Origin of the sequence: Kitasatospora sp. NPDC058046 (assembly GCF_042885595.1) — a bacterium.
Classification (GTDB): Bacteria; Actinomycetota; Actinomycetes; order Streptomycetales; family Streptomycetaceae; genus Kitasatospora.
The window spans coordinates 42,375-59,791 of sequence record NZ_JBHVRS010000028.1; the positions used below are offsets into that span (position 1 = coordinate 42,375).

Below are 17,417 nucleotides of genomic sequence, written 5' to 3' on the forward strand. Positions count from 1 at the left end.
ACTCGGCATGGTCGACGAGTGCTCTCGTGTGTCCGCGTGTGCAGCAGGGTCTACTCATCCTGATGCTGACCTCTTGCTGACCTTGTCTGATCATGCGTCAGCTCGGATTCCATTCCGGTTGCCGCGCATCGCGACCTCCCTGCCGACCGCCTTCCCGCCCCCGAGCCACAGCGCGGAGGCCGACGGACGGCATCAGCCCGGAAGTCGCCAACCTACTCCGGCACCGGCCGAACTCCGTTCCGTCGGCTCGGCCGGAGGAGCCATCGGCCTGGCCTGCGGGTTCGACACCGGTGGTGTAGGCGGAGGAAGGTAGGCGGTTGGCGGCCCTCGCCGGACAACGGTCGGCGCGAGGCCCGGCACGGCAGTGAGGAGCGGCAGTGAGCGATCGAAGCGCGATCGAGTGGACGGAAGCGACCTGGAACCCGACCACCGGATGCGACCGGGTCTCCGCCGGCTGCGACAACTGCTACGCCCTGACCCTGGCCAAACGGCTGAAGGCCATGGGCGCCGCCAAGTACCAGACGGACGGTGACCCTCGAACGTCCGGCCCCGGCTTCGGGATTGCGCTGCATCCGGACGCGCTCGACGTCCCGAAGCGCTGGCACAGCCCCCGGGTCGTTTTCGTGAACTCGATGAGCGACCTCTTCCACGCCCGGGTGCCGCTCCCGTTCGTCCGGGACGTGTTCCAGGTGATCGCCGACACCCCCCAGCACACCTACCAGGTGCTGACGAAGCGCTCCGTGCGCCTTCGCCGGGCCGCCGGCCGACTGGAGTGGCCGGACAACTTGTGGATGGGAGTGTCGGTCGAGGACGAGAGCCAGCTGGATCGCGTCGACGATCTGCGAGCCGTCCCGGCCGCGGTCCGGTTCCTCTCCCTGGAGCCGCTGCTCGGACCGCTGCCGGAACTGGACCTCGACGGCATCGGCTGGGTGATCGTCGGCGGCGAGTCGGGCCCCGGCCACCGCCCGATGGACCCCGCGTGGGTCGCCACCGTCCGCGACGCCTGCCAGGCGGCCGGCGTGCCGTTCTTCTTCAAGCAGTGGGGCGGCCGCAACCCCAAGGCTCGCGGCCGTGACCTCAACGGCCGTACCTGGGACGAGATGCCCGTACGGGGGCCGCTCGTGGCGCCCTGATCCAGTGCGCCGTGCACGCCCTCTGTTCGCGCCGTGACGATTGTGTGATCCTGCCTCCGGCAGCGACGGCTCACCGCACCGGGGAGACACATGGCGGCACCGAAGGACGTCATCTGGCCACGCGACCCGCACACCGCCGCCAAGCACGCCCTGCTGCGGCGCTACCTCCAGGCCTGGGCACCGATCATGCTCAGCCGCAACGAGATCATCACCTATGCCGAGGGCTTCGCGGGCCCCGGCGTCTACCGCGACGGCGAACCCGGCTCCCCTGTCGTCGCCCACCAGGTCTTCTCCGGAGCGCTTCGGCGCAGCCCCCGGCGCGTGAAGATGGTACTGGTCGAGGAGGACGCCCGGCGCAGGACCGAGCTGGAACGCCGCATCGAGGCGGCCGCAGGCACCCACGGGCCCCGGAGCGGCCGACTGGACGTGCACGTAGCACAGGGCCGGTGCCATCCCGACCTGCTGCAGCAGCTCGCCCTAGCCGGCAGTCTGAACCACCCCATGTTCGTCCTGCTCGACGGCTTCGGCGGTCCGGAGATCCCGTTCCCCCTCCTGCGACGGATCGCCACCCAGCGCCGCAGCGAGGTGATGGTCACCTTCCAACCCGCCTTCCTCGTCCGCTTCGCCGGCAAGGACGAACGCCACCGCGCGGCCGGCGACGCCTTCTTCGGCGACAGCGACTGGCACGGCGTTTTCCAGCAGCCCTCCTCCGCGAAGGCCGCCTACCTGCGCGACCGCTACCGCGAGTCCCTCGGACGCGCCGGGTTCCAGCACACCCTGGTCTTCGAGATGATCGACGAGGCCGGCCACCTCCTCTACCTGATCTTCGGCACCCGCCACGAGCGGGGCGTGGAGAAGATGAAGGAGGCCATGTGGGTCGTCGACACCACCTCCGGCGTGCGCTACCGCGACCCCAAGGACCCCAACCAGCAGGCCCTCGACCTCGAACTCGAACCCGACACCGGCCCCCTGCGCCGCATCCTGCTCGACCACCTGCGCACCGCCCCCGCCGCCCGCAGCGTCGACCAGCTCAAGAAGTACGCCCTCCTGGAGACCGTCTACCGCCCCACCCAGGTCATACCGCTCCTCAAGAGGATGCGCGACGACCGGGACATCGACGTCTCCCCGGGCCGGATCACCGGAGCCAGCACCGTCACCGCGCTCCGCCAGGCCGCCCTGTTCTGAAAAACGGTCTCGGCGCGGCCCGACGGCGTCGCCACGGTCTCCTGAGCCAGGGCCCGACGGCGTTGCGCCTGCCGCCCCCGCAGCCACGGAGGGACGGCGCCGACCCCGCTCTCCGGTCACGGTCGGGCTTACGGCCACTCTCGTACGCCTGCCCGGACCGGCTCCCGGACACACCCTGCCGTCCGGGTTTGCCGGTCCGGTGCCTGGCTAGCCGCTCTGGTATGGAAAACACACCCCTGCACACCCGCCGGTGGTCCCGCCGACTGCGCCAAGCCCTGGACGCACCGGAGCACTGGGACCTCCTCGACGCTCCGGCCCGCCCTCTCGCCAAGGCGGTCGAGGCCCTCCCGCTCGGGCCCTACCGAGACGCGCTGCACGGCGTGTGGCTGGGCCACCCGCTCCACCCCGCGATGGTCCAGCTGCCGATCGGCTTCTGGACGTCCGCCGCAGTACTGGACTACCTCCCCGGCGGGCACCGGTCCGCCGACACCCTGGTGGCGGCCGGGCTGCTGACCGCCGGGCCCACCGCCCTCACCGGCTGGGTGGACTGGGCCCGGCTCGACCCGCCGCGCCGCCGCACCGGCCTGGTGCACGCGCTGGGCAACACCACCGGTGTGCTGCTCTACGCCGGCTCGCTCGTGGCCCGCTGCCGGGGGCACCGGGCCCGCGGCCGGCTGCTCGGCCTGGCCGGGGCGACCGTCGTCTCAGCCGCCGCCGCGCTCGGCGGGCACCTGGCCTACCGGCAGGCCGCCGGCCCCGACCGGGCCGCCGCCGTGCCTCGCCTGGCGCCCGCGGACTGGGTCTCCCTCGGCGCGGTGGAGGACTTCCCGGAGGGGAAGCCCGTGCGGGCGACGGCCGGCGAACTGGCCGTGGTCGTGGTCCGCGAGGGCGACCGCTGCCACGTGCTGGCCGAGCGCTGCGCCCACCTGTCCGGGCCGCTCTCCGAGGGCTCCCTCGTGGAGGGCTGTCTGCGCTGTCCCTGGCACGGCAGCACGTTCCGGCTCCGGGACGGCGAAGTGGTGCACGGCCCGGCCACCGCACCCCAGCCGGTCATGGAGGCCCGAGTACTTTCCGGGCATCTGGAGATCCGGCTCCCCGCAGCCGGCTGACCATCTTTCCCGGTCGGACCGCGCGAGGTCGCGGGCGGGCCCGGCTCAGCCTGTGCCGTCCGGGAGGGGTGAGCGAAGCGAGCTGCGTCCGGCCCGCCAGTGGTCGAGCAAGTGGTTCGCGAAGCGCCCGCCGACCACCCCGGCCGCGGCCACGCCGAACGCCACGTCCCTGGCGAACTCGGGCTCGGCCGCGACCAGTTCCTCGATGACCCCGCGGCGCACGAGTTGCTCGTGGACGGCGTCCGCCTCGACGTGCTCGCGGTAGAAGAGGGTGCCGTCCGGGCCGCCGCCGAGCCGTTCCAACGCCGCCGCCAAGCGGGCGGAGCCGGGCGAGGAAGTGATCTCGACGGTCGCGAAGTGCCCGACGGCCGCCCCGCGCATCGCCCGGTGCAGGCCGAAGAGCGTCATCAGGTTGACCACGGCCAGGGTCGGCGCCGGCACGAAGTCCAGGTAGTGCCCGTAGCCGGGGTCGAGGCCGAAGGCGGCCATCATCCGCTCGAAGAGCCGGGCGTGGGCCCGCTCCGGCCGTCCGGCGCCGTACTCGTCGTAGAGGATCGCCGTCAGCACCGCCTGTGCGGGCCCATGGATCCTCGGCAGCATCCACAGCTGCGGGTCCGCCTCCTTGAGGTGGTAGACCGATCGGTGCACCAGGTACTCGCGGGCGTGCCGGCGCTCACCCTCGGCGAGCAGGAAGTGCGACGGGCCGGTGCCGTCGGGCGGCTCGGTGAGCAGTGCTTCGAACGCGTCCCGCAAGGGCGGCGCGGGCTCCACCTCCGCACGCACCGCGGCCAGGAATGAACGCTCCAACCCCTGGCGGAATCTCAGGAGTTCGGGATCCCACTCCCAGTCGTCCAGGACCCCGGGCAGCCCGCGGTCGTGGAGCTCGTAGCAGAGGTGCAGGGCCAGCTGGTGGTCCTCGCCCCACGGCTCGTCGAACGGGCCGGGCGGTGTGGGCAGACAGCCCGCTCCGGGCGGTCCGGAGGTGAGCAGGGCCGTCAACGCCGCCGACAGCGGACCGCGCGACGCGGGCAGCGCATTCACCCTTCCTCCTGGCGGCCGTCGGCGCAGGCACAGAGCACCGCGAAGGCGATGGTCAGGGTCAGCGCCCAGCAGCCCGTGAAGACCCACAGAAACGGCGCCTCGGACGTCCCCAGGCCTGCCCCGAGCAGGCCCAGCGACAGCAGGGCGAGCGCCAGCACGGTCCGCGGCCGCACGCCGCGCAGCACGTCCCAGGCCCGGCCGCGCAAGCGGAACCCGACGACGCGAAGCCTCAGCTCCAGGACGTGGTCCCGGCGCAGCCCCCGCTCGATCCCGCGCAGCTCCACCCGCTCACGCCGATCCATCCGTCCGCCTCCTCGCGCCGCCGTCCCCATGGTCCGCCGCTGCGGCTACCCGGGTTCCGCGTTCGCTAACGCCCCGGCCCCGCCCGAAGCCGGACGGCCAGTAGACAGCTGTCGTCGTCCGGCTTGGGCCCGCCGAGGCGGGCGGCGATGCGGGCGGCGGCCTGAAGCCGCACGCCGGAACCGCGGCTCGCCTGGTCGGCCTCAGCCCGATTCCGCCGGCTCCGCGCTGTCGGCCCAGCCGTCGGCGTCCAGGTCGTCCAACTGCTCGCGCAGCAGGGCGAGGGTGGCACTGAGCAGCCGGGAGACGTGCATCTGGGAGACGCCGATCCGCTCCGCTATCCGGGACTGGGTGCAGCCGTCCCAGAACCGCAGCTTGAGGACGGTCTGCTCGCGCTCCGGCAGGCGGGCCAGCAGCGGGCGGACGGCGGTGCGGAAGTCGGCGAGTTCGATGCCGGGGTCGCAGCCGCCGAGCCGGTCGAGCAGGGCGCTGCCGGTCTCTTCGGTCTCCTGGTCGCGCAGCGCGTCCAGGGAGCTGGGGCGGCAGGCCCGGCCCGCCAGCAGCCCCTCGGCGGCCTGCTCGACGGTGAGGTGCAGGTCCTCGGCGATCTCCTCGGGCCGCGGTTGCCGGCCGAGTTCCTGCTCCAGGCGGTCGGAGCCGCGGACGACGGCGAGGTAGAGCTCCTGCGTACCGCGCGGGACGCGCACCGGCCAGGAGGTGTCGCGGAAGAACCGCTTGATCTCGCCGGTGATGGTGGGGATCGCGTAGGTGACGAACTCCAGGCCGCGCCGCGGGTCGTAGCCGTCGACCGCCTTGATCAGGCCGATCGTGCCGACCTGGAGGATGTCCTCCATGTCCTCGGCCCGGTGCCGGTAGCGGGCGGCGATGAAGCGCACCAGCGGCATGTTGAGTTCGATGATCGTGCCGCGGACGTAGCTGTAGGCGCGGCTCTCGCGGGCCAGCCCGGCCAGCCGCCCGAACAGCGCGTCGCTCAGCTCCCGCGCCTCGGACTTCCCCATACGGCGGAGTTCGGCCGCCGTGGGCCGTCGCGGCAGATCGGGCGGCAGACCCGCAGGGACGGCTTCGCGATCGGTGGTTTCCACACGGATAGACACTGGATCTCCAGGGCATCGGCATCACGCCCGGCGACACGTGTGGGGCTCACACCCCATGCGTCGCGGACTCCTTTCCCAGAACCTGTGCCCGGCTTCTTCAAGCGCGGTCCCGGTGGCACCGTCCACGGTGCTGCGGCAGCCGGACGGATCACGGCCGCTCTCTGAGGCTTCTACCCCGGAATCGGTTCCCGACTCAGGATCCGAGCTCTCTCTTGCCGAGCCGACCTCGGATGGCCACCCAGCATCCCGGGCCCGGTCCTCAGGCCGAGCACTCTCGGTGGTTCGGCGGACCCGGCGGGAACCCAATCTCCAGCCAGACCACCTTGCCCCCGCCCTCGGGCGCGCAGCCCCAAGACCCCGCAAGTCGCTCCACCACACGGAGACCGTGTCCGCCCGGTCGGCCCGGGTCGGCGTGCGGGCGCAGCTCGGGCGGCACCGGGCTGGTGTCCGTGACCTCCGCCCGCAGACGGCGCCCGTCCCAGCTCAGCCGCAGTTCGCCCGGCCCACCGGAGGTGTGCAGGCAGGCATTGGCGACCAGTTCGGCGACCATCAGCAGAAGGTCCTCGGCGACCCCCAGCCGTTCCTCGTCCGCGGTCGGCAGCCAGGACCAGGACCGCAAGGCCTCCCGACTGAAATCACGGCCCGCCTGCACGGCGCCCTCCCGACCGGAGAACACGAACCGCTTGGTCTCCCCCGCGCCCGGAGCCCCCGGGTTCACCGGGACTCCGACCGGGCCTGCCGTTCCGATCGGCCCTGTCAGCGGCACTTGCCGGAAGCGGTCCATGCCTGGCCTCCTCTCCTCGGCCCGGTCCAGCCATGCCCAGCGCCTGCCCGAGCGGGTCGCGGCTACACGTCCACGGGACGGAACGCGCGCCGCTGATCACCGCCCGGCCCCGCGAACGACTCCTGACCTGGAGGGGGTCGGACCGGCGGCTGATCGTAGCCGGCCGCCAGGCAGGTCAACTGCCCCTCCGTCAGCTGGTCGTGTGGATCGGCACCGGTCGGGACCGACCGCACCACGGCCGGGGGTTCGGGTGCCGCCCGGGGTCAGTGCGGCCCGCCCGGGGTCAGGAAGTCCCGCATCCGCTCGGCGGCTGAGCGCTCGGGGGACGGCAGGCGGTCCGCCGGGCGTGCGGTGGGCGGTTGGTGGCGGGGCCGGCCGGTGGAGGACTCCTTGGTCTCCCGCGCCCTGATCGCGAGGTCGCGCAGCTCGGCCTCGCTCGACACTGCCCGTACGGCCGGGAAGAGTCGAGCCTCCTCGTCGCCGGCGTGCCGGGTGACCTCCTCGATCAACCGGGCGACCAGCCGATCGAAGCGGGGCGAGGTGACATGGGTCGGGCGGAGCTCCTCCAGCAACGCTTCCACCCCTCGGTGGTCGGCGAGTTCGCGTTCCACCAAGGCCTGCCCGTCGGCCAACCGGTCACGGGCGAGCGGATAGAGATGCTGCTCCTCGGCCCGGGTATGGCGGACCAGTTGATCGGTCACGAGGTCGGCCAGGTCCTTGCGCTGCGGGTCCCCACTGGGGATGCCGCTGAGTTCGCTGAAGTGGACCAGCACGGACCGGTGGTCGGCGGTCAGCTGCTCCAGTAGGTCTTCGTCGTGGTGCACGGCGGACGCTCCGTTCTCTGGCCTTGCCGGTTACGGGGGTCAGCCCGACGGTGCGGTGAAGCCCCCGCCTCCGTCGGGCGGGTTTCCATCGCCCCTGCGTGTCCCCGGGAGCCCCGGAGCCAAACAGTCGTCGCACGTGGCCCGCGCTCAGCGCGCGCCAGCGGCCCCGGCCGGGTGCGCAGCGCGGCATCGACTCCCCGGAGGAAGTGTTCGCGGTCACCGGGGTTGCGTGAAGTCACCAGCCGCCAGTTGCCGGCGTCGTCCGTGACCAGCGGTTCGTCGGCCCGGGTGGGGGCTGCGATGTCGACGTGGACGCCGTTCTCGCGCAGGTGCCGTACGGGGACGAGCAGTTCGTCCTGTTCGACGCCGTAGTTCGTCACGATTGCCAGGGCCCTGCCGTGCTGGGTCATTTCTCCTCCTGGTCCGCGGGATGCCTCGGGTGCGCGAACGCGCGCCCCGGGCTCGGCGGGTACCCGCCGCACCCTGGGCCACGCCTGATCAGCCGTTTCCGATCCAACGTCACCGCGGGGCGTGGACCGGCCGCCGGGCGGGTGTCCCGGCGGCCGGTGGCGCGGACGATCGGAAGCGGGTTCAGCCAGGGCTGATCCGGCCCCGCCAGCCGCCCTCCTCCCGGCCGCGTTCCTCGATGAACGTCTTGAACCGCGTCAGGTCCCCCTTCACCCGGCGGTCGACCACACCCGTGACATCGGCGGCCCGCTCCGCCACGCCCTCGGGCCGGAAGTCGATGGCCATGGCGACCCGGGTGTGGTCCTGGTCGAGCTGCCGGAAGGTCACCACGCCCTTCTGGTCGACGTCGCCGCCGGTGGTCCGCCAGGCAATCCGCTCGTCGGGCTGCTGGTCGACGATCTCGGTGTCGAACTCACGGGTGACGCCGCCGATGCTGGTCCGCCAGTGGTTGTGGCGGTCGTCCAGCTGGGTCACCGAGTCGACCCCCTCCATGAAGCGCGGGAACTCCTCGAACAGCGTCCACTGGTTGTAGGCGGTGTGCAGGGGGACGTCCACGTCCACGGACTCCTTCACCATGCTCATCCGGTCCTCCTCCCACGGTACGGCCGGGGATTTCCCGGCCGACCGTGCGCCTGCCCGTCCGCTGCCGGCTCAACCGTCCCGCCCGGATGGTCATCCTCCGTCGGGGCGCGGGGCGGGAAGCGGGCGGTGCCGCAAGGCGTCCTCGACGGTGGGGTGGACGGGGAACAGCGCGGCGGTCCCGGTGAGCTCCAGCACCCGCAGCGTCCGCCCGGAGGGGGCGACCAGCACGAGGGGGATGCCGATGTCCAGCGCGCGCCGACGGGCGGCGAGGAGCAGGTTGAGCCCGGTGCAGGTGAACAGCTCCACACCCGCCAGGTCGACCGCGAGCAGGGCGGGACGCCGGACGAGCGCGGCATCGAGTGCCCGGGCGGCGACGGGCTCGCTGTCCAGGACCATGTCCCCGGTGAAGGAGCACACGAGGGCGTCACCGGCCCGGACGGTCTCCGCCCTCAGGCAGGGCGGAACGGCCCACTCCTCGGGCCGGGAGCCGCACCGCACGGCCGCGCCGGCCCCGCCGTCGACAGCGGCCCGCCCGGGCTGGACGGACGCGATGCGTTCGAGGTCCTGCCACAGGTCGAGGGCCCGCTCGTGAAGCCCCGCCGCGGTGCGGCTGCCCTCTTCGAGGGCCGTCAGGTAGGCGTCGACGCCGGTGACGGCGTGGCGCACCTGCCGGCACAGCGGCTCCCCGCAGGTGCGGGGGTCCCGACCGCCCTCACGGGGCGGCCCCAGGCAGTCGACCAGCCGGGACCTCAGCCGTTCCAGCCCGTGCCTGCTCATCGGGTCCATGGAACCATCTCCAGAAGCAGAGCCGCCGGGGAATCCGCGGCGAAGCACTGCGGAGTGCGGCCCTTCCACTCTTCGCCCATCCGGCAGACATGTCAACCATTGCACGAATCTTCTGTCGTGTATCGGCAGTCGTGAAACAGGAGTCCTATCGTGGAGGAATGGACAACGGTACGACGACCGAACGGCAATGGACCTTCCTGACCAACCACGCCCGCGTACTGGTCCAGATCGCCCGCGACCCCGGCATCCGCGTGCGCGACATCGCCGCCCGCTGCCTGCTCACCGAACGCGCCGTCCAACGCATCATCGTCGACCTCGAACAGGCCGGATACCTCAGCCACGAACGCCGCGGCCGCACCAACCACTACCGCGTCGTCACCAGCAAGCAACTGCGTCACCCCGCCGACGCCGGCCCCACCATCGCCGAACTCCTCGCCACCCTCCTGCGCTGAACCCGTCCCGGCACGGAGAGCCGGCGGCAACGCCGAGGCGGCCGGACGGCCGCGGACAGGGCGTGAGCTTCTTGAGAGACGGGGCGGCGCAGCGCACACAGATGGCCAGACTTGATCACGACGGGGCCGGATGTCGGGCCACGGTCAGCGACTGATCGGCGCGAAGCCGAGAATCCAGCCCAGGGCGCGGGCCGCGCCCGCCGCACGGACGTGCTCGGGGCCCGAACGGTCACGGTCGCGCGAGAGCTCGATCGCCGCACGCTCCTCCACCGCGAGGTCGGCGTCGGCCGGCGGGCCGTCCAGGATACGGCCGGTCACCGGCGCCGGCCCCACGTCAGTGCGCGAAACCGGCGGTAGCTCTTTCCTGGGCGCCATGCCGACCAGCCCATGACGGCACGGGCCCTCCAGGCGATCCTGAGGAACGCCGGCATCGCGCCCGGCACCGGCCGTGCCCAGGTGCTGCGCCGGTTCGGCGCCCACACACCGCCGCCTGTCGCCGCGAAGGCACTCGGCTACACCGACTTCACCACCGAGCAGGCCGCGACGGACAAGGGGTCACCTGGAGCCGGTACGTCGCCGGAGACCCCCAGCGCTGACGGGCCCCCTGGGCGTGCCGGTGGAACACGGGAGCCGGTTCTGACGGCCGGGGTGGTTGCGGTGGTTCCCGGCCTCGTCAGGCCGGCCGGTGGTCCGTCGGCGCGGTTGGGTGACCGTCCGGATCGGGGGCGGGCAGTGGCCAGTTGGGGTGGGCGAGGTGGTGGCGCAGGGCGTCGAGGCGGGCGAGGTGGTGGTCGAGGGCGGCGTTGACGGTGCTCGTGGTGGCGGCCACTCGTGCTTCGAGGCCGTGGATCCGGTCCAGGAGGTCCTGCCAGCGCCTTTCGGCGGCGGCGACAGGGTCAGGCGCGGCGTCGGTCGCTGTCATCGCGGATCTGGGTGGTGTGGTGGGTGAGGGCGTCGAGGCGGGTGGCGAGGTCGCCGTGGCCGGCGCCGAGGTGGGGGCGGATGGCGGCGAGGGGCTCTATGAGGTCGGCGGGGTCGGCGGCGCCGAGGGCGGCGGTGAGGGCGGCCTGGGCGGGACGGGCGCCGGGAGCGAGTGCGGCCGTGGTGATCTGGGCGGCGAGGACCCGCAGCTCGGCGGCGTGGTCGCGGGCCCAGACGGTGACCGATCGGTCGGCGGCCCGCCGGTCGCGGACGGCCTTGACCCGTTCCGCGCCGGTACCGGACCGCGAAACTTCGGTGGCGGGCTTGAGGCGCAGGTAGCGGTTCTCGGCGGCCTGGCGGCTGGCCACGCCCATCGGGTGGGCGAGGTCGGCCCAGGTGGCGCCGGCCTCCCGGGCACTCTCCACCAGGCCCGCCTCCCAGCCGGCGAGCTGGCCGCGCAGCTCGCGCAGCAGGACGAGTGCGGCCAGGGCCTGCTCAGGGCCACCGTGCTCGTCAGGGGTGGTCGGGGGCCGGGACGCGGGATTCTGGGCGGCGCGGACCGCGTCGTCGATGGCGGCCAGCGCCGCCGCGGCCGCCAGGAACGAGACGGGCTCGACCGGCGGGGAGGCATCGGGGACGGCGCTGCGGGACTTCTCGCTCATGCCGTCACTCTATAGGCGACGCGGCAACTTGTCATCGGATGGATGACGCGCTAGAAAGGAGTCAGGTGAAGCGCACTGGCACCCATTCGACCCATGGAGGTGTTTCGCAATGCTGCTGCGCACTGACCCGTTCCGCGAGCTGGACCGGCTGACCCAGCAGTTCCTCAACACGACCGGCACCTGGTCGCGTCCCACGCCGATGCCGCTGGACGCCTACCGGGCCGGCGACGAGTACGTGATCTGCTTCGACCTGCCGGGGGTCGACCCGGAGGCGATCGACATCGACGTCGAGCGGAACATGGTGACCGTCAAGGCCGAGCGCCGCCCGCGCCAGGAAGGCGAGGGCATCAAGTGGGAGCTGTCCGAGCGCCCGCTCGGTGTGTTCTCCCGCCAGGTCATGCTCTCCGACACCCTCGACCCCGCCGGTATCACCGCTGACTACGACGCCGGCGTGCTGACCCTGAAGATCCCGGTCGCCGAGAAGGCCAAGCCCCGCAAGATCGAGATCAGCCACAGCGGAAGCCGCAAGCAGATCCAGGCCTGACCCGTTCCCCCGATGCCGTTCCGGCCGCCCCCGATCTCTCCCCCTCGATCGAAAGGGGCGGCCGGAACACCCCTCGACCGCCGGGCCGGCCCCGTCCGGACCGGCCTACCCGCACACGACGCGGAAACGCCATGAACGGTCACAGCAACCAGCCCTTCATCGTGCGAGCCCACGGCGAGATCGACCTCGACGCCGCACCCTCGCTACGCCGTGCCCTGGCCACCGCGCTCGAGTCGCACCGGGAGGTGGTGCTGGATCTGTCGGAGGTGACGTTCATGGACTGCGCGGGCCTGGGCGCCCTGGTCCGGGCCCGCGCCCAGGCCGACCGGTGCGGTGCCCGCCTGGTCCTTCGCGGAGCCGGCCGCCGCGTCGTGCGGCTGCTCGAGTTGACCGGTCTGCACCGGCGCCTGGCCGTCGAGCCTTGAGGTCACCCGGGCGTGCCGGGCCTCGGGACGGAGGGAGAACCGCGATGACGCTTCGATGGGAGGCGTTCCTGGAGAAGGTCCGGGAGCGCGGTGAGTACGACAGCCCACAGGAGGCCGAGCGGGCCGCCCGGGTGGTCCTTGCCCTGCTCGGCGCCCACCTGGTCGGCGACGTGCGCGCCGAACTGGCCACCCGACTGCCCGAGACCATGGCCCTGATCCTGCTCAACCCGCTGCAGGCCGCCGAGCCGCTCAACACCGAGCGGTTCGTCCGCGCGACCGCGGCCTGGATCGAGGGCGCCACCGAAGCCACGGCCCCGTGGGACATCGGCGCCGTCCTGTCCACGGTGGCCGACGCCGCCGGCGACGACCTCATGGACCAGGTCCTGCTCCAGCTGCCGCCCGGCTACGACCTGCTGTTCGGCCGCCCGACCGCAAGGACACGACCCTGGCCCTGACCACCCCTCACACGCCGCCGGCCCGCCCGGCGGCCGGCCCCAGGAAGGCCCCACCGTCATGACCCGCTACCGCCACCTCCTCCAGCAGGTCCGCAACCTCGGCCGCTACCCCACCGACGAGGAAGCCGAACGCGCCCTCGACGCCGTCCTGACCCTCCTCGGCTCCCAGCTCACCGGCGACGAACGCTGCGACCTCGCCGCAGCCCTGCCCGAACGGGCCCGCGCCGTCCTCGCCGCCCAGATCCCCCTCCCCTCGCCCGTCACCGCCCCCGCCTTCGTCGAAAGCCTCGCCCACACCCTCGGCACCAGCCTCACCGCCGCCCGCTGGGACGCCTCCTCCGTCCTGGCCGCCCTCACCACCCTCACCGACGACACCCTCACCGACCGCCTCCTCACCCACCTACCCCGCGGCTACGCCCTGCTGTTCGGCCGCGCCGACCTGGCCGCCGTCGCCTGAAACAAGCGGGCCCGACCTCACATCGCCGGCTGCACGTGCGTCCTCACGCCTGTGCGCACAGGGTAGTAGGACGGGCGGAACTCGCTACTTCACTGAACGCGACCTCACCAGACCCGAAACACCCGGCACCAGAGATCGTCACCGCGGGGGCCGCCATGCCCCCGCAGGGCCCGGTATCCGCCGTGCAGGCGGCGGCCGGACGGCGGAAGGACTCGGATCAGGTGCCCTTCGTCGGTTCAGGCCCGGAGTTCCCGGGCACCCGCGAGGTATCCCACCGGCAACGACTCACGAAGGAGAGCCCGCCATGACGAACTCCGGCGACAAGGGAACCCAGCCGAACGAGACAACGCGGGACCGCTCCGCAGAGGAGCGTTCGATCACCTCCCCCACCCCGGCCGACGTCCGGGCGAAAGCGGACGGGATCGTCGGGGCCCGCGAGCGCTCCGCAGAGGAGCGCGGGATCACGGCTCCCACCCCGGCCGACGTCCGGCGCAAGGCCGACTCGGACGACGACGAACCGGAGCCGCCGGCGGCGGACACCGTCGCGCCCTAGGGAGAGTCGTGGCCGCCCGGCAAGCCCGCGCCGCTCCTCTCCCCGGACCGGCGCGCGCCGGGCGGGGACGGCATGTCAGGAGGCCGACTGCGGCGCACACGGCCGCTTCGACGACGAAGCCCGTGATCACGGCGCCCAACTGCGGGGCTCCCCCTAGCAGCCGTCGGCGGGGCGGCGTTCATCGCCGCCGCGGCCGGCGCGATGGCATCCGGCGCGGCGGCCGCGGTGAGCGGTGCGGACCGTCCGTCCGCTCACCTCCCACCGGCCGCACCGTCCGAGTCGCGCGGGCCCTGCTCCCGGGCCCGCAGCGGCCGTCCGTGCCGCCGGTGGCTGGTGTCGCAGAACGGGTACGTGCGGCTGCGCCGGCAGACACACAGGGCCACCACCGGGCGCTCGGACAGCCTCCGGGTGCCGTCGGGGAGGACCACCTCCACCGGGCCCTCGACCAGCAGAGGGCCGCCCGGCACGACGACCACCCGGGTGGCGTAGCGATCAGCGCCCGCGGACACCGCGCACCACCACCAACTCCTCCTCCCGCTCGCCGGGCCGGATCACTCCGAGCCGCTCGAACAGGGCGGCCCGGGCCGTCATCACCGGCCCGAAGGGCTGCCGCCGCCGAGCCGCCACCTCTGTGCGCAGCGCGGCCGCGCGCAGGAGCGCCAGGGTGGCCGGTACGCCCGCGAGCGCGGACTGCACGACCAGCAGCACGCCGCCCTCGGCCAGCACCCCGGGAACCGTCCGGCAGATCCGGTCCAGGACCAGCCGTCCGTCCGGTCCGGCGTCCCAGGCCAGCGCGGCGCCCCGGCCGGGAGCCGCGCCGTCCGGGTCCGTCGGGACGTACGGGGGATTCGCGGTCACCAGGTCGAAGCGTTCACCGGGCAGCGGGGCCAGAAGGTCCCCCCGGCGCAGCCGGACCCGGTCGTGGTGCAGCCGGGCGTTGCACCAGGCGGTGGCCACCGCCCTGGCGGACAGGTCCACCGCCGTGACCAGGGCCCCGCTGCGCGCCGCCGTGATCGCGACGGCCCCGGTCCCGGTGCAGAGGTCGAGCACCCGGCTGGAGCCGTCCAGCGGCTCCCGGCGCACACAGGCGGCCAGCAGTTCGGTGTCGCCCTGGGGCACGTAGACCCCGGGCGGGCGGATCAGCAGCATGCCGAGCGGTTGCCCGGCCCGGCACCGTTCACACCTACCGCACGGCGGCTCGTACCCGGACATGTCCCGAGCGTCCGCTCGGGTCCGCCCCGAGCGCTCGTCTTCGGGCCGGACCCCGGATCCGTGATGCCGACGTGGCCGGGAGAAGGGACTCTGGTCAGGTGGACGGCAGCGGCGCCCCGGGCGCGCGAGGAGCCCGGCAGCCCGTGGCAGGCACTGCGGGCCGTGGCCGGGGGCCGACGCCGACGGTGGGCGTGGAGGAGGAGCACTTCCTCGTGGACCCCGTGTCCCGGGCCGTGGTTCCCGCGGGCCCGCGGCTGGCCGCCCGCGCCGCGGGCGTGCTGGGGGACCTGGTGTCCGGTGAGTTCACGGACCTCCAGGTCGAGGTGCGGACACCGCCGTGCGCCACCATGCGCGAGCTGTCCGCCCAGCTGGCCCGGTTGCGCCGCGAGCTCGCCGCGTGCGCCGAGGCCGAGGGCCTGGCCGTGTGCCCCAGTGCGACGCCCGTGATCGGGGGCGGCGGCGTGGTGCCGGTGGGCCACCACCCCCGGTACCTGGACGGGGTGGAACTGTTCCGCAGCCTGATGGACGACTTCGCCGTCTGCGCCCTGCACGTCCACGTGTGCCTGCCCGACCGCGAGGTGGCGGCCCTAGTCGGCAACCATCTGCGCCCGTGGCTGCCGCTGCTGGTGGAGATGAGCGCCAACTCGCCCTTCCACGCCGGACGGGACACCCAGTACGCGAGCTGGCGCTCGGTGCTGCGGCTGCGCTTCCCCTCCCTCGGACCGCCACCGTGGGTCGAGTCCTTCGACGACTACCGGCGCGTCGCCGCCGCGATGGCGGAGATCGGCGGGAGCTCCTTCGCCGACCTGCCGTTCTGGGACACCCGCCCGCACCCGCGCCTGCCGACGCTGGAAGTGCGGTGCATGGACGTTCCGGCCGAGTCCGCCGACTCGGTGGCCCTGGCGGCCGTCGTGCGCGGCCTGGTGGTGACCTCCGCCCGCCTGGCGGAGCGCGGCGACAAGGGACCGCAGCTTCGCGGTGAGCTGTTGCGCGGCTCGTACTGGTACGCGACCCGCGACGGCTGGCCGGGGCCGGGAGCGGATGCGCTGACCGGACGCGTCCTGCCCGCCCCGGAACGCGCACGGAGGCTCGTCGAGCACATCGGCCCCGCGCTGGAGGAGCTGGGGGACCTGGAGCGGGTCGCCGCCTTCGTCGACCGGCTGGCCGTCCGGGGCAGCGGCGCCCACCGCCAGCGCGCCGCACACCGGGCCGGCGGCCTGCCGGCGGTCGTGGACGACCTCGCGACCTGCATGACCAGCCCGCAGGCCGTCCCGCCCCGGCCATCCATACGGCGGACCCCCCAAGGGCGCGCCCCCGACGGGTGTGCCAGCGTGAAGGAAGCCGGAAGGCCATGCGGACCCATGTCCACAGACGCCCGCGAACGCCCGGAGAAGCCGATGGTCGACAGCCCGGAGCAGCACGGACGCCCGCCGGAGCACGGCGGGCGGGTGCGCCGTGACGGGTACGCCCGCCTGAACGCCGCCGACCTCGGCATCGACACCGTGGCCCTGGCCGAGGACTTCATCCGGCTCGCCGACTCCTATCAGGACCTGCCGCCGGATCCGTACGCCCGTGAGACCCACCGCTTCCGCCGCTATTCGCACGCCGTCCACCTGCCCTGGACCGGCGAGCTCTCCTACATCCCGGGCACCCCCGACGAGGAGTTCGGCACCGTCACGGAGTACTGGCAGGACGAGCACAACCCCGAGTACCCCCGGGTGCGGCGCCGGCTGCCCGACATCCCGGAAGCCCTGCACCGCAACCGGCTGCTCGACGCCCTCGTCCATGCCGACCTGGACCGTGCCCTGTGGCTGGAGGACCTGCACCGCGTCCCCGTCTACGTCGGCATCCACCTGATCTCGCTCGGCGTCCACGACCAGGACCAGGAGGCGGTGTCCTCACCGAACTGCCTGCATCAGGACGGCGGTTCACCGGCCACCTTCACCTTCGCCCACCTGATCGGCCGCCGGAACGTGAAGGGCGGCGAGAACGTCATCGCCGCCCCGGAGAGCGCCGGCCGACAACCCGACGCGCTGCCCCCGGAAGCGATCCACGACCGCTTCGTGCTGACCAAGCCGCTGGACGGCTACGGCGTCCACGACCGGCGCGTCAGCCACTACGTCGGCCCGGTCCGCCTCGGCGACGACGGGAACGAAGGGCGCCGCGACATCCTCATCATCGGAATCGCCCCCTACGCCCCGGGGCTTTGACCGGGGGGGTCCACTGCCTGAATCCGCTGTGGCGGTCTCTTCCGGAAGGTCGAAACGCGGTCCGGAAAGTGCCGAGCGAGCGGTGGAGCCGGACTGAACCGTCCGGGCTCCTCCCGTGTTTCCGCTCGGATGCGCCACGACTGCTTCCCGGACGACGACATGTACGACCCCGAACGGGAGATGCCGATCATGCCTGGTC

At 73.2% G+C, this 17,417-nt stretch carries 22 protein-coding genes and 1 pseudogene; 10 read left to right on the forward strand and 13 right to left on the reverse strand.

Annotated features, from left to right (window positions below; translation table 11 throughout):
* Positions 1-377: 377 nt before the first annotated feature.
* From ACFVU7_RS38400 to ACFVU7_RS38410, 3 genes are all read left to right on the forward strand, one after another.
* Positions 378-1,133 carry a DUF5131 family protein gene (locus ACFVU7_RS38400; RefSeq protein WP_388050543.1) on the forward strand — a complete coding sequence of 252 codons (756 nt, stop codon included), beginning with the start codon at positions 378-380 and terminating at the stop codon, positions 1,131-1,133.
* Between the two features lie 90 nt (positions 1,134-1,223).
* Positions 1,224-2,318 carry a three-Cys-motif partner protein TcmP gene (locus tag ACFVU7_RS38405; protein ID WP_380743998.1) on the forward strand — a complete coding sequence of 365 codons (1,095 nt, stop codon included), beginning with the start codon at positions 1,224-1,226 and terminating at the stop codon, positions 2,316-2,318.
* Between the two features lie 221 nt (positions 2,319-2,539).
* Positions 2,540-3,427 carry a Rieske 2Fe-2S domain-containing protein gene (locus ACFVU7_RS38410; RefSeq protein ID WP_388050546.1) on the forward strand — a complete coding sequence of 296 codons (888 nt, stop codon included), beginning with the start codon at positions 2,540-2,542 and terminating at the stop codon, positions 3,425-3,427.
* A gap of 45 nt (positions 3,428-3,472) precedes the next feature.
* Here the strand turns inward: ACFVU7_RS38410 and ACFVU7_RS38415 are convergent, their stop codons facing one another.
* The 8 genes and pseudogenes from ACFVU7_RS38415 to ACFVU7_RS38450 all read right to left on the reverse strand — a co-directional run bounded on the left by ACFVU7_RS38415 (position 3,473) and on the right by ACFVU7_RS38450 (position 9,318).
* Positions 3,473-4,468 (reverse strand): iron-containing redox enzyme family protein, encoded by a 996-nt coding sequence (locus ACFVU7_RS38415; protein ID WP_380781104.1) that lies wholly within the window; start codon positions 4,466-4,468, stop codon positions 3,473-3,475.
* The gene (locus ACFVU7_RS38420) at positions 4,465-4,770 is read right to left on the reverse strand and encodes a hypothetical protein (protein ID WP_049649670.1); all 306 of its coding nucleotides are present in this window, start codon (positions 4,768-4,770) and stop codon (positions 4,465-4,467) included. The genes ACFVU7_RS38415 and ACFVU7_RS38420 overlap by 4 nt, the downstream gene beginning before the upstream one ends.
* A gap of 201 nt (positions 4,771-4,971) precedes the next feature.
* The gene (locus ACFVU7_RS38425) at positions 4,972-5,787 is read right to left on the reverse strand and encodes a SigB/SigF/SigG family RNA polymerase sigma factor (RefSeq protein WP_388050550.1); all 816 of its coding nucleotides are present in this window, start codon (positions 5,785-5,787) and stop codon (positions 4,972-4,974) included.
* A gap of 355 nt (positions 5,788-6,142) precedes the next feature.
* Positions 6,143-6,502, reverse strand: coding sequence for an ATP-binding protein (locus tag ACFVU7_RS38430; protein WP_380744003.1), 360 nt, complete (start codon positions 6,500-6,502; stop codon positions 6,143-6,145).
* Between the two features lie 428 nt (positions 6,503-6,930).
* Complete coding sequence (locus ACFVU7_RS38435; RefSeq protein ID WP_387828475.1) at positions 6,931-7,491, reverse strand: hemerythrin domain-containing protein; 561 nt, start codon at positions 7,489-7,491, stop codon at positions 6,931-6,933.
* A 215-nt stretch (positions 7,492-7,706) separates the two neighbouring features.
* Positions 7,707-7,901, reverse strand: a pseudogene (locus tag ACFVU7_RS38440) (hypothetical protein); the annotation flags it as partial.
* 181 nt (positions 7,902-8,082) lie between these two features.
* On the reverse strand, positions 8,083-8,541 hold the full coding sequence (locus ACFVU7_RS38445) for an SRPBCC family protein (RefSeq protein WP_049649659.1): 459 nt from the start codon (positions 8,539-8,541) through the stop codon (positions 8,083-8,085).
* 90 nt (positions 8,542-8,631) lie between these two features.
* A complete protein-coding gene (locus ACFVU7_RS38450; RefSeq protein ID WP_387828479.1) occupies positions 8,632-9,318 on the reverse strand; it encodes an STAS domain-containing protein in 687 nt (228 codons plus the stop codon).
* Positions 9,319-9,485: 167 nt separating this feature from the next.
* On the opposite strand from ACFVU7_RS38450, the gene ACFVU7_RS38455 reads away from it, so the two are divergent.
* A complete protein-coding gene (locus ACFVU7_RS38455) occupies positions 9,486-9,779 on the forward strand; it encodes a helix-turn-helix transcriptional regulator (RefSeq protein WP_387828482.1) in 294 nt (97 codons plus the stop codon).
* Positions 9,780-9,923: 144 nt separating this feature from the next.
* Here ACFVU7_RS38455 and ACFVU7_RS38460 read toward each other — a convergent pair whose 3' ends face one another.
* From ACFVU7_RS38460 to ACFVU7_RS38470, 3 genes are all read right to left on the reverse strand, one after another.
* Positions 9,924-10,259, reverse strand: coding sequence for a hypothetical protein (locus ACFVU7_RS38460; RefSeq protein ID WP_388050552.1), 336 nt, complete (start codon positions 10,257-10,259; stop codon positions 9,924-9,926).
* Positions 10,260-10,452: 193 nt separating this feature from the next.
* Positions 10,453-10,701 carry a hypothetical protein gene (locus ACFVU7_RS38465; protein WP_387828487.1) on the reverse strand — a complete coding sequence of 83 codons (249 nt, stop codon included), beginning with the start codon at positions 10,699-10,701 and terminating at the stop codon, positions 10,453-10,455.
* Complete coding sequence (locus ACFVU7_RS38470; protein ID WP_387828489.1) at positions 10,676-11,362, reverse strand: type III effector protein; 687 nt, start codon at positions 11,360-11,362, stop codon at positions 10,676-10,678. Before ACFVU7_RS38470 ends, ACFVU7_RS38465 begins: the two co-directional genes overlap by 26 nt.
* A gap of 109 nt (positions 11,363-11,471) precedes the next feature.
* On the opposite strand from ACFVU7_RS38470, the gene ACFVU7_RS38475 reads away from it, so the two are divergent.
* The 5 genes from ACFVU7_RS38475 (at position 11,472) to ACFVU7_RS38495 (ending at position 13,796) form a co-directional block, all read left to right on the forward strand.
* Positions 11,472-11,906 (forward strand): Hsp20/alpha crystallin family protein, encoded by a 435-nt coding sequence (locus ACFVU7_RS38475; RefSeq protein ID WP_049649656.1) that lies wholly within the window; start codon positions 11,472-11,474, stop codon positions 11,904-11,906.
* Between the two features lie 131 nt (positions 11,907-12,037).
* Entirely contained in the window at positions 12,038-12,331 is a 294-nt protein-coding gene (locus ACFVU7_RS38480) for an STAS domain-containing protein (protein ID WP_388050555.1), read from the forward strand.
* 44 nt (positions 12,332-12,375) lie between these two features.
* Positions 12,376-12,786, forward strand: coding sequence for a DUF2267 domain-containing protein (locus tag ACFVU7_RS38485; protein WP_388050557.1), 411 nt, complete (start codon positions 12,376-12,378; stop codon positions 12,784-12,786).
* 58 nt (positions 12,787-12,844) lie between these two features.
* Positions 12,845-13,243, forward strand: coding sequence for a DUF2267 domain-containing protein (locus ACFVU7_RS38490; RefSeq protein WP_388050560.1), 399 nt, complete (start codon positions 12,845-12,847; stop codon positions 13,241-13,243).
* 304 nt (positions 13,244-13,547) lie between these two features.
* Positions 13,548-13,796: a hypothetical protein gene (locus tag ACFVU7_RS38495; protein ID WP_388050562.1), complete on the forward strand. Its 249-nt coding sequence runs from the start codon at positions 13,548-13,550 to the stop codon at positions 13,794-13,796.
* A 251-nt stretch (positions 13,797-14,047) separates the two neighbouring features.
* On the opposite strand, the gene ACFVU7_RS38500 is transcribed toward ACFVU7_RS38495, so the two are convergent.
* Positions 14,048-14,305, reverse strand: coding sequence for a CDGSH iron-sulfur domain-containing protein (locus ACFVU7_RS38500; RefSeq protein ID WP_388050565.1), 258 nt, complete (start codon positions 14,303-14,305; stop codon positions 14,048-14,050).
* Positions 14,289-14,945 carry a HemK2/MTQ2 family protein methyltransferase gene (locus tag ACFVU7_RS38505; protein WP_388050567.1) on the reverse strand — a complete coding sequence of 219 codons (657 nt, stop codon included), beginning with the start codon at positions 14,943-14,945 and terminating at the stop codon, positions 14,289-14,291. Before ACFVU7_RS38505 ends, ACFVU7_RS38500 begins: the two co-directional genes overlap by 17 nt.
* Positions 14,946-15,151: 206 nt before the next feature.
* Here ACFVU7_RS38505 and ACFVU7_RS38510 point away from each other — a divergent pair, with 206 nt between their 5' ends.
* Positions 15,152-17,218 carry a YbdK family carboxylate-amine ligase gene (locus tag ACFVU7_RS38510; RefSeq protein WP_388050570.1) on the forward strand — a complete coding sequence of 689 codons (2,067 nt, stop codon included), beginning with the start codon at positions 15,152-15,154 and terminating at the stop codon, positions 17,216-17,218.
* Positions 17,219-17,417 lie beyond the last annotated feature (199 nt).

Coding starts and splice junctions, on each gene's coding strand:
- ACFVU7_RS38405 (WP_380743998.1), top strand. CDS start 1,224: ATGGCGGCACCGAAGGACGTCATCTGGCCACGCGACCCGCACACCGCC.
- ACFVU7_RS38410 (WP_388050546.1), top strand. CDS start 2,540: ATGGAAAACACACCCCTGCACACCCGCCGGTGGTCCCGCCGACTGCGC.
- ACFVU7_RS38420 (WP_049649670.1), bottom strand. CDS start 4,770: ATGGATCGGCGTGAGCGGGTGGAGCTGCGCGGGATCGAGCGGGGGCTG.
- ACFVU7_RS38425 (WP_388050550.1), bottom strand. CDS start 5,787: ATGGGGAAGTCCGAGGCGCGGGAGCTGAGCGACGCGCTGTTCGGGCGG.
- ACFVU7_RS38445 (WP_049649659.1), bottom strand. CDS start 8,541: ATGAGCATGGTGAAGGAGTCCGTGGACGTGGACGTCCCCCTGCACACC.
- ACFVU7_RS38450 (WP_387828479.1), bottom strand. CDS start 9,318: ATGAGCAGGCACGGGCTGGAACGGCTGAGGTCCCGGCTGGTCGACTGC.
- ACFVU7_RS38455 (WP_387828482.1), top strand. CDS start 9,486: ATGGACAACGGTACGACGACCGAACGGCAATGGACCTTCCTGACCAAC.
- ACFVU7_RS38465 (WP_387828487.1), bottom strand. CDS start 10,701: ATGACAGCGACCGACGCCGCGCCTGACCCTGTCGCCGCCGCCGAAAGG.
- ACFVU7_RS38470 (WP_387828489.1), bottom strand. CDS start 11,362: ATGAGCGAGAAGTCCCGCAGCGCCGTCCCCGATGCCTCCCCGCCGGTC.
- ACFVU7_RS38475 (WP_049649656.1), top strand. CDS start 11,472: ATGCTGCTGCGCACTGACCCGTTCCGCGAGCTGGACCGGCTGACCCAG.
- ACFVU7_RS38480 (WP_388050555.1), top strand. CDS start 12,038: ATGAACGGTCACAGCAACCAGCCCTTCATCGTGCGAGCCCACGGCGAG.
- ACFVU7_RS38485 (WP_388050557.1), top strand. CDS start 12,376: ATGACGCTTCGATGGGAGGCGTTCCTGGAGAAGGTCCGGGAGCGCGGT.
- ACFVU7_RS38490 (WP_388050560.1), top strand. CDS start 12,845: ATGACCCGCTACCGCCACCTCCTCCAGCAGGTCCGCAACCTCGGCCGC.
- ACFVU7_RS38495 (WP_388050562.1), top strand. CDS start 13,548: ATGACGAACTCCGGCGACAAGGGAACCCAGCCGAACGAGACAACGCGG.
- ACFVU7_RS38505 (WP_388050567.1), bottom strand. CDS start 14,945: ATGCTGCTGATCCGCCCGCCCGGGGTCTACGTGCCCCAGGGCGACACC.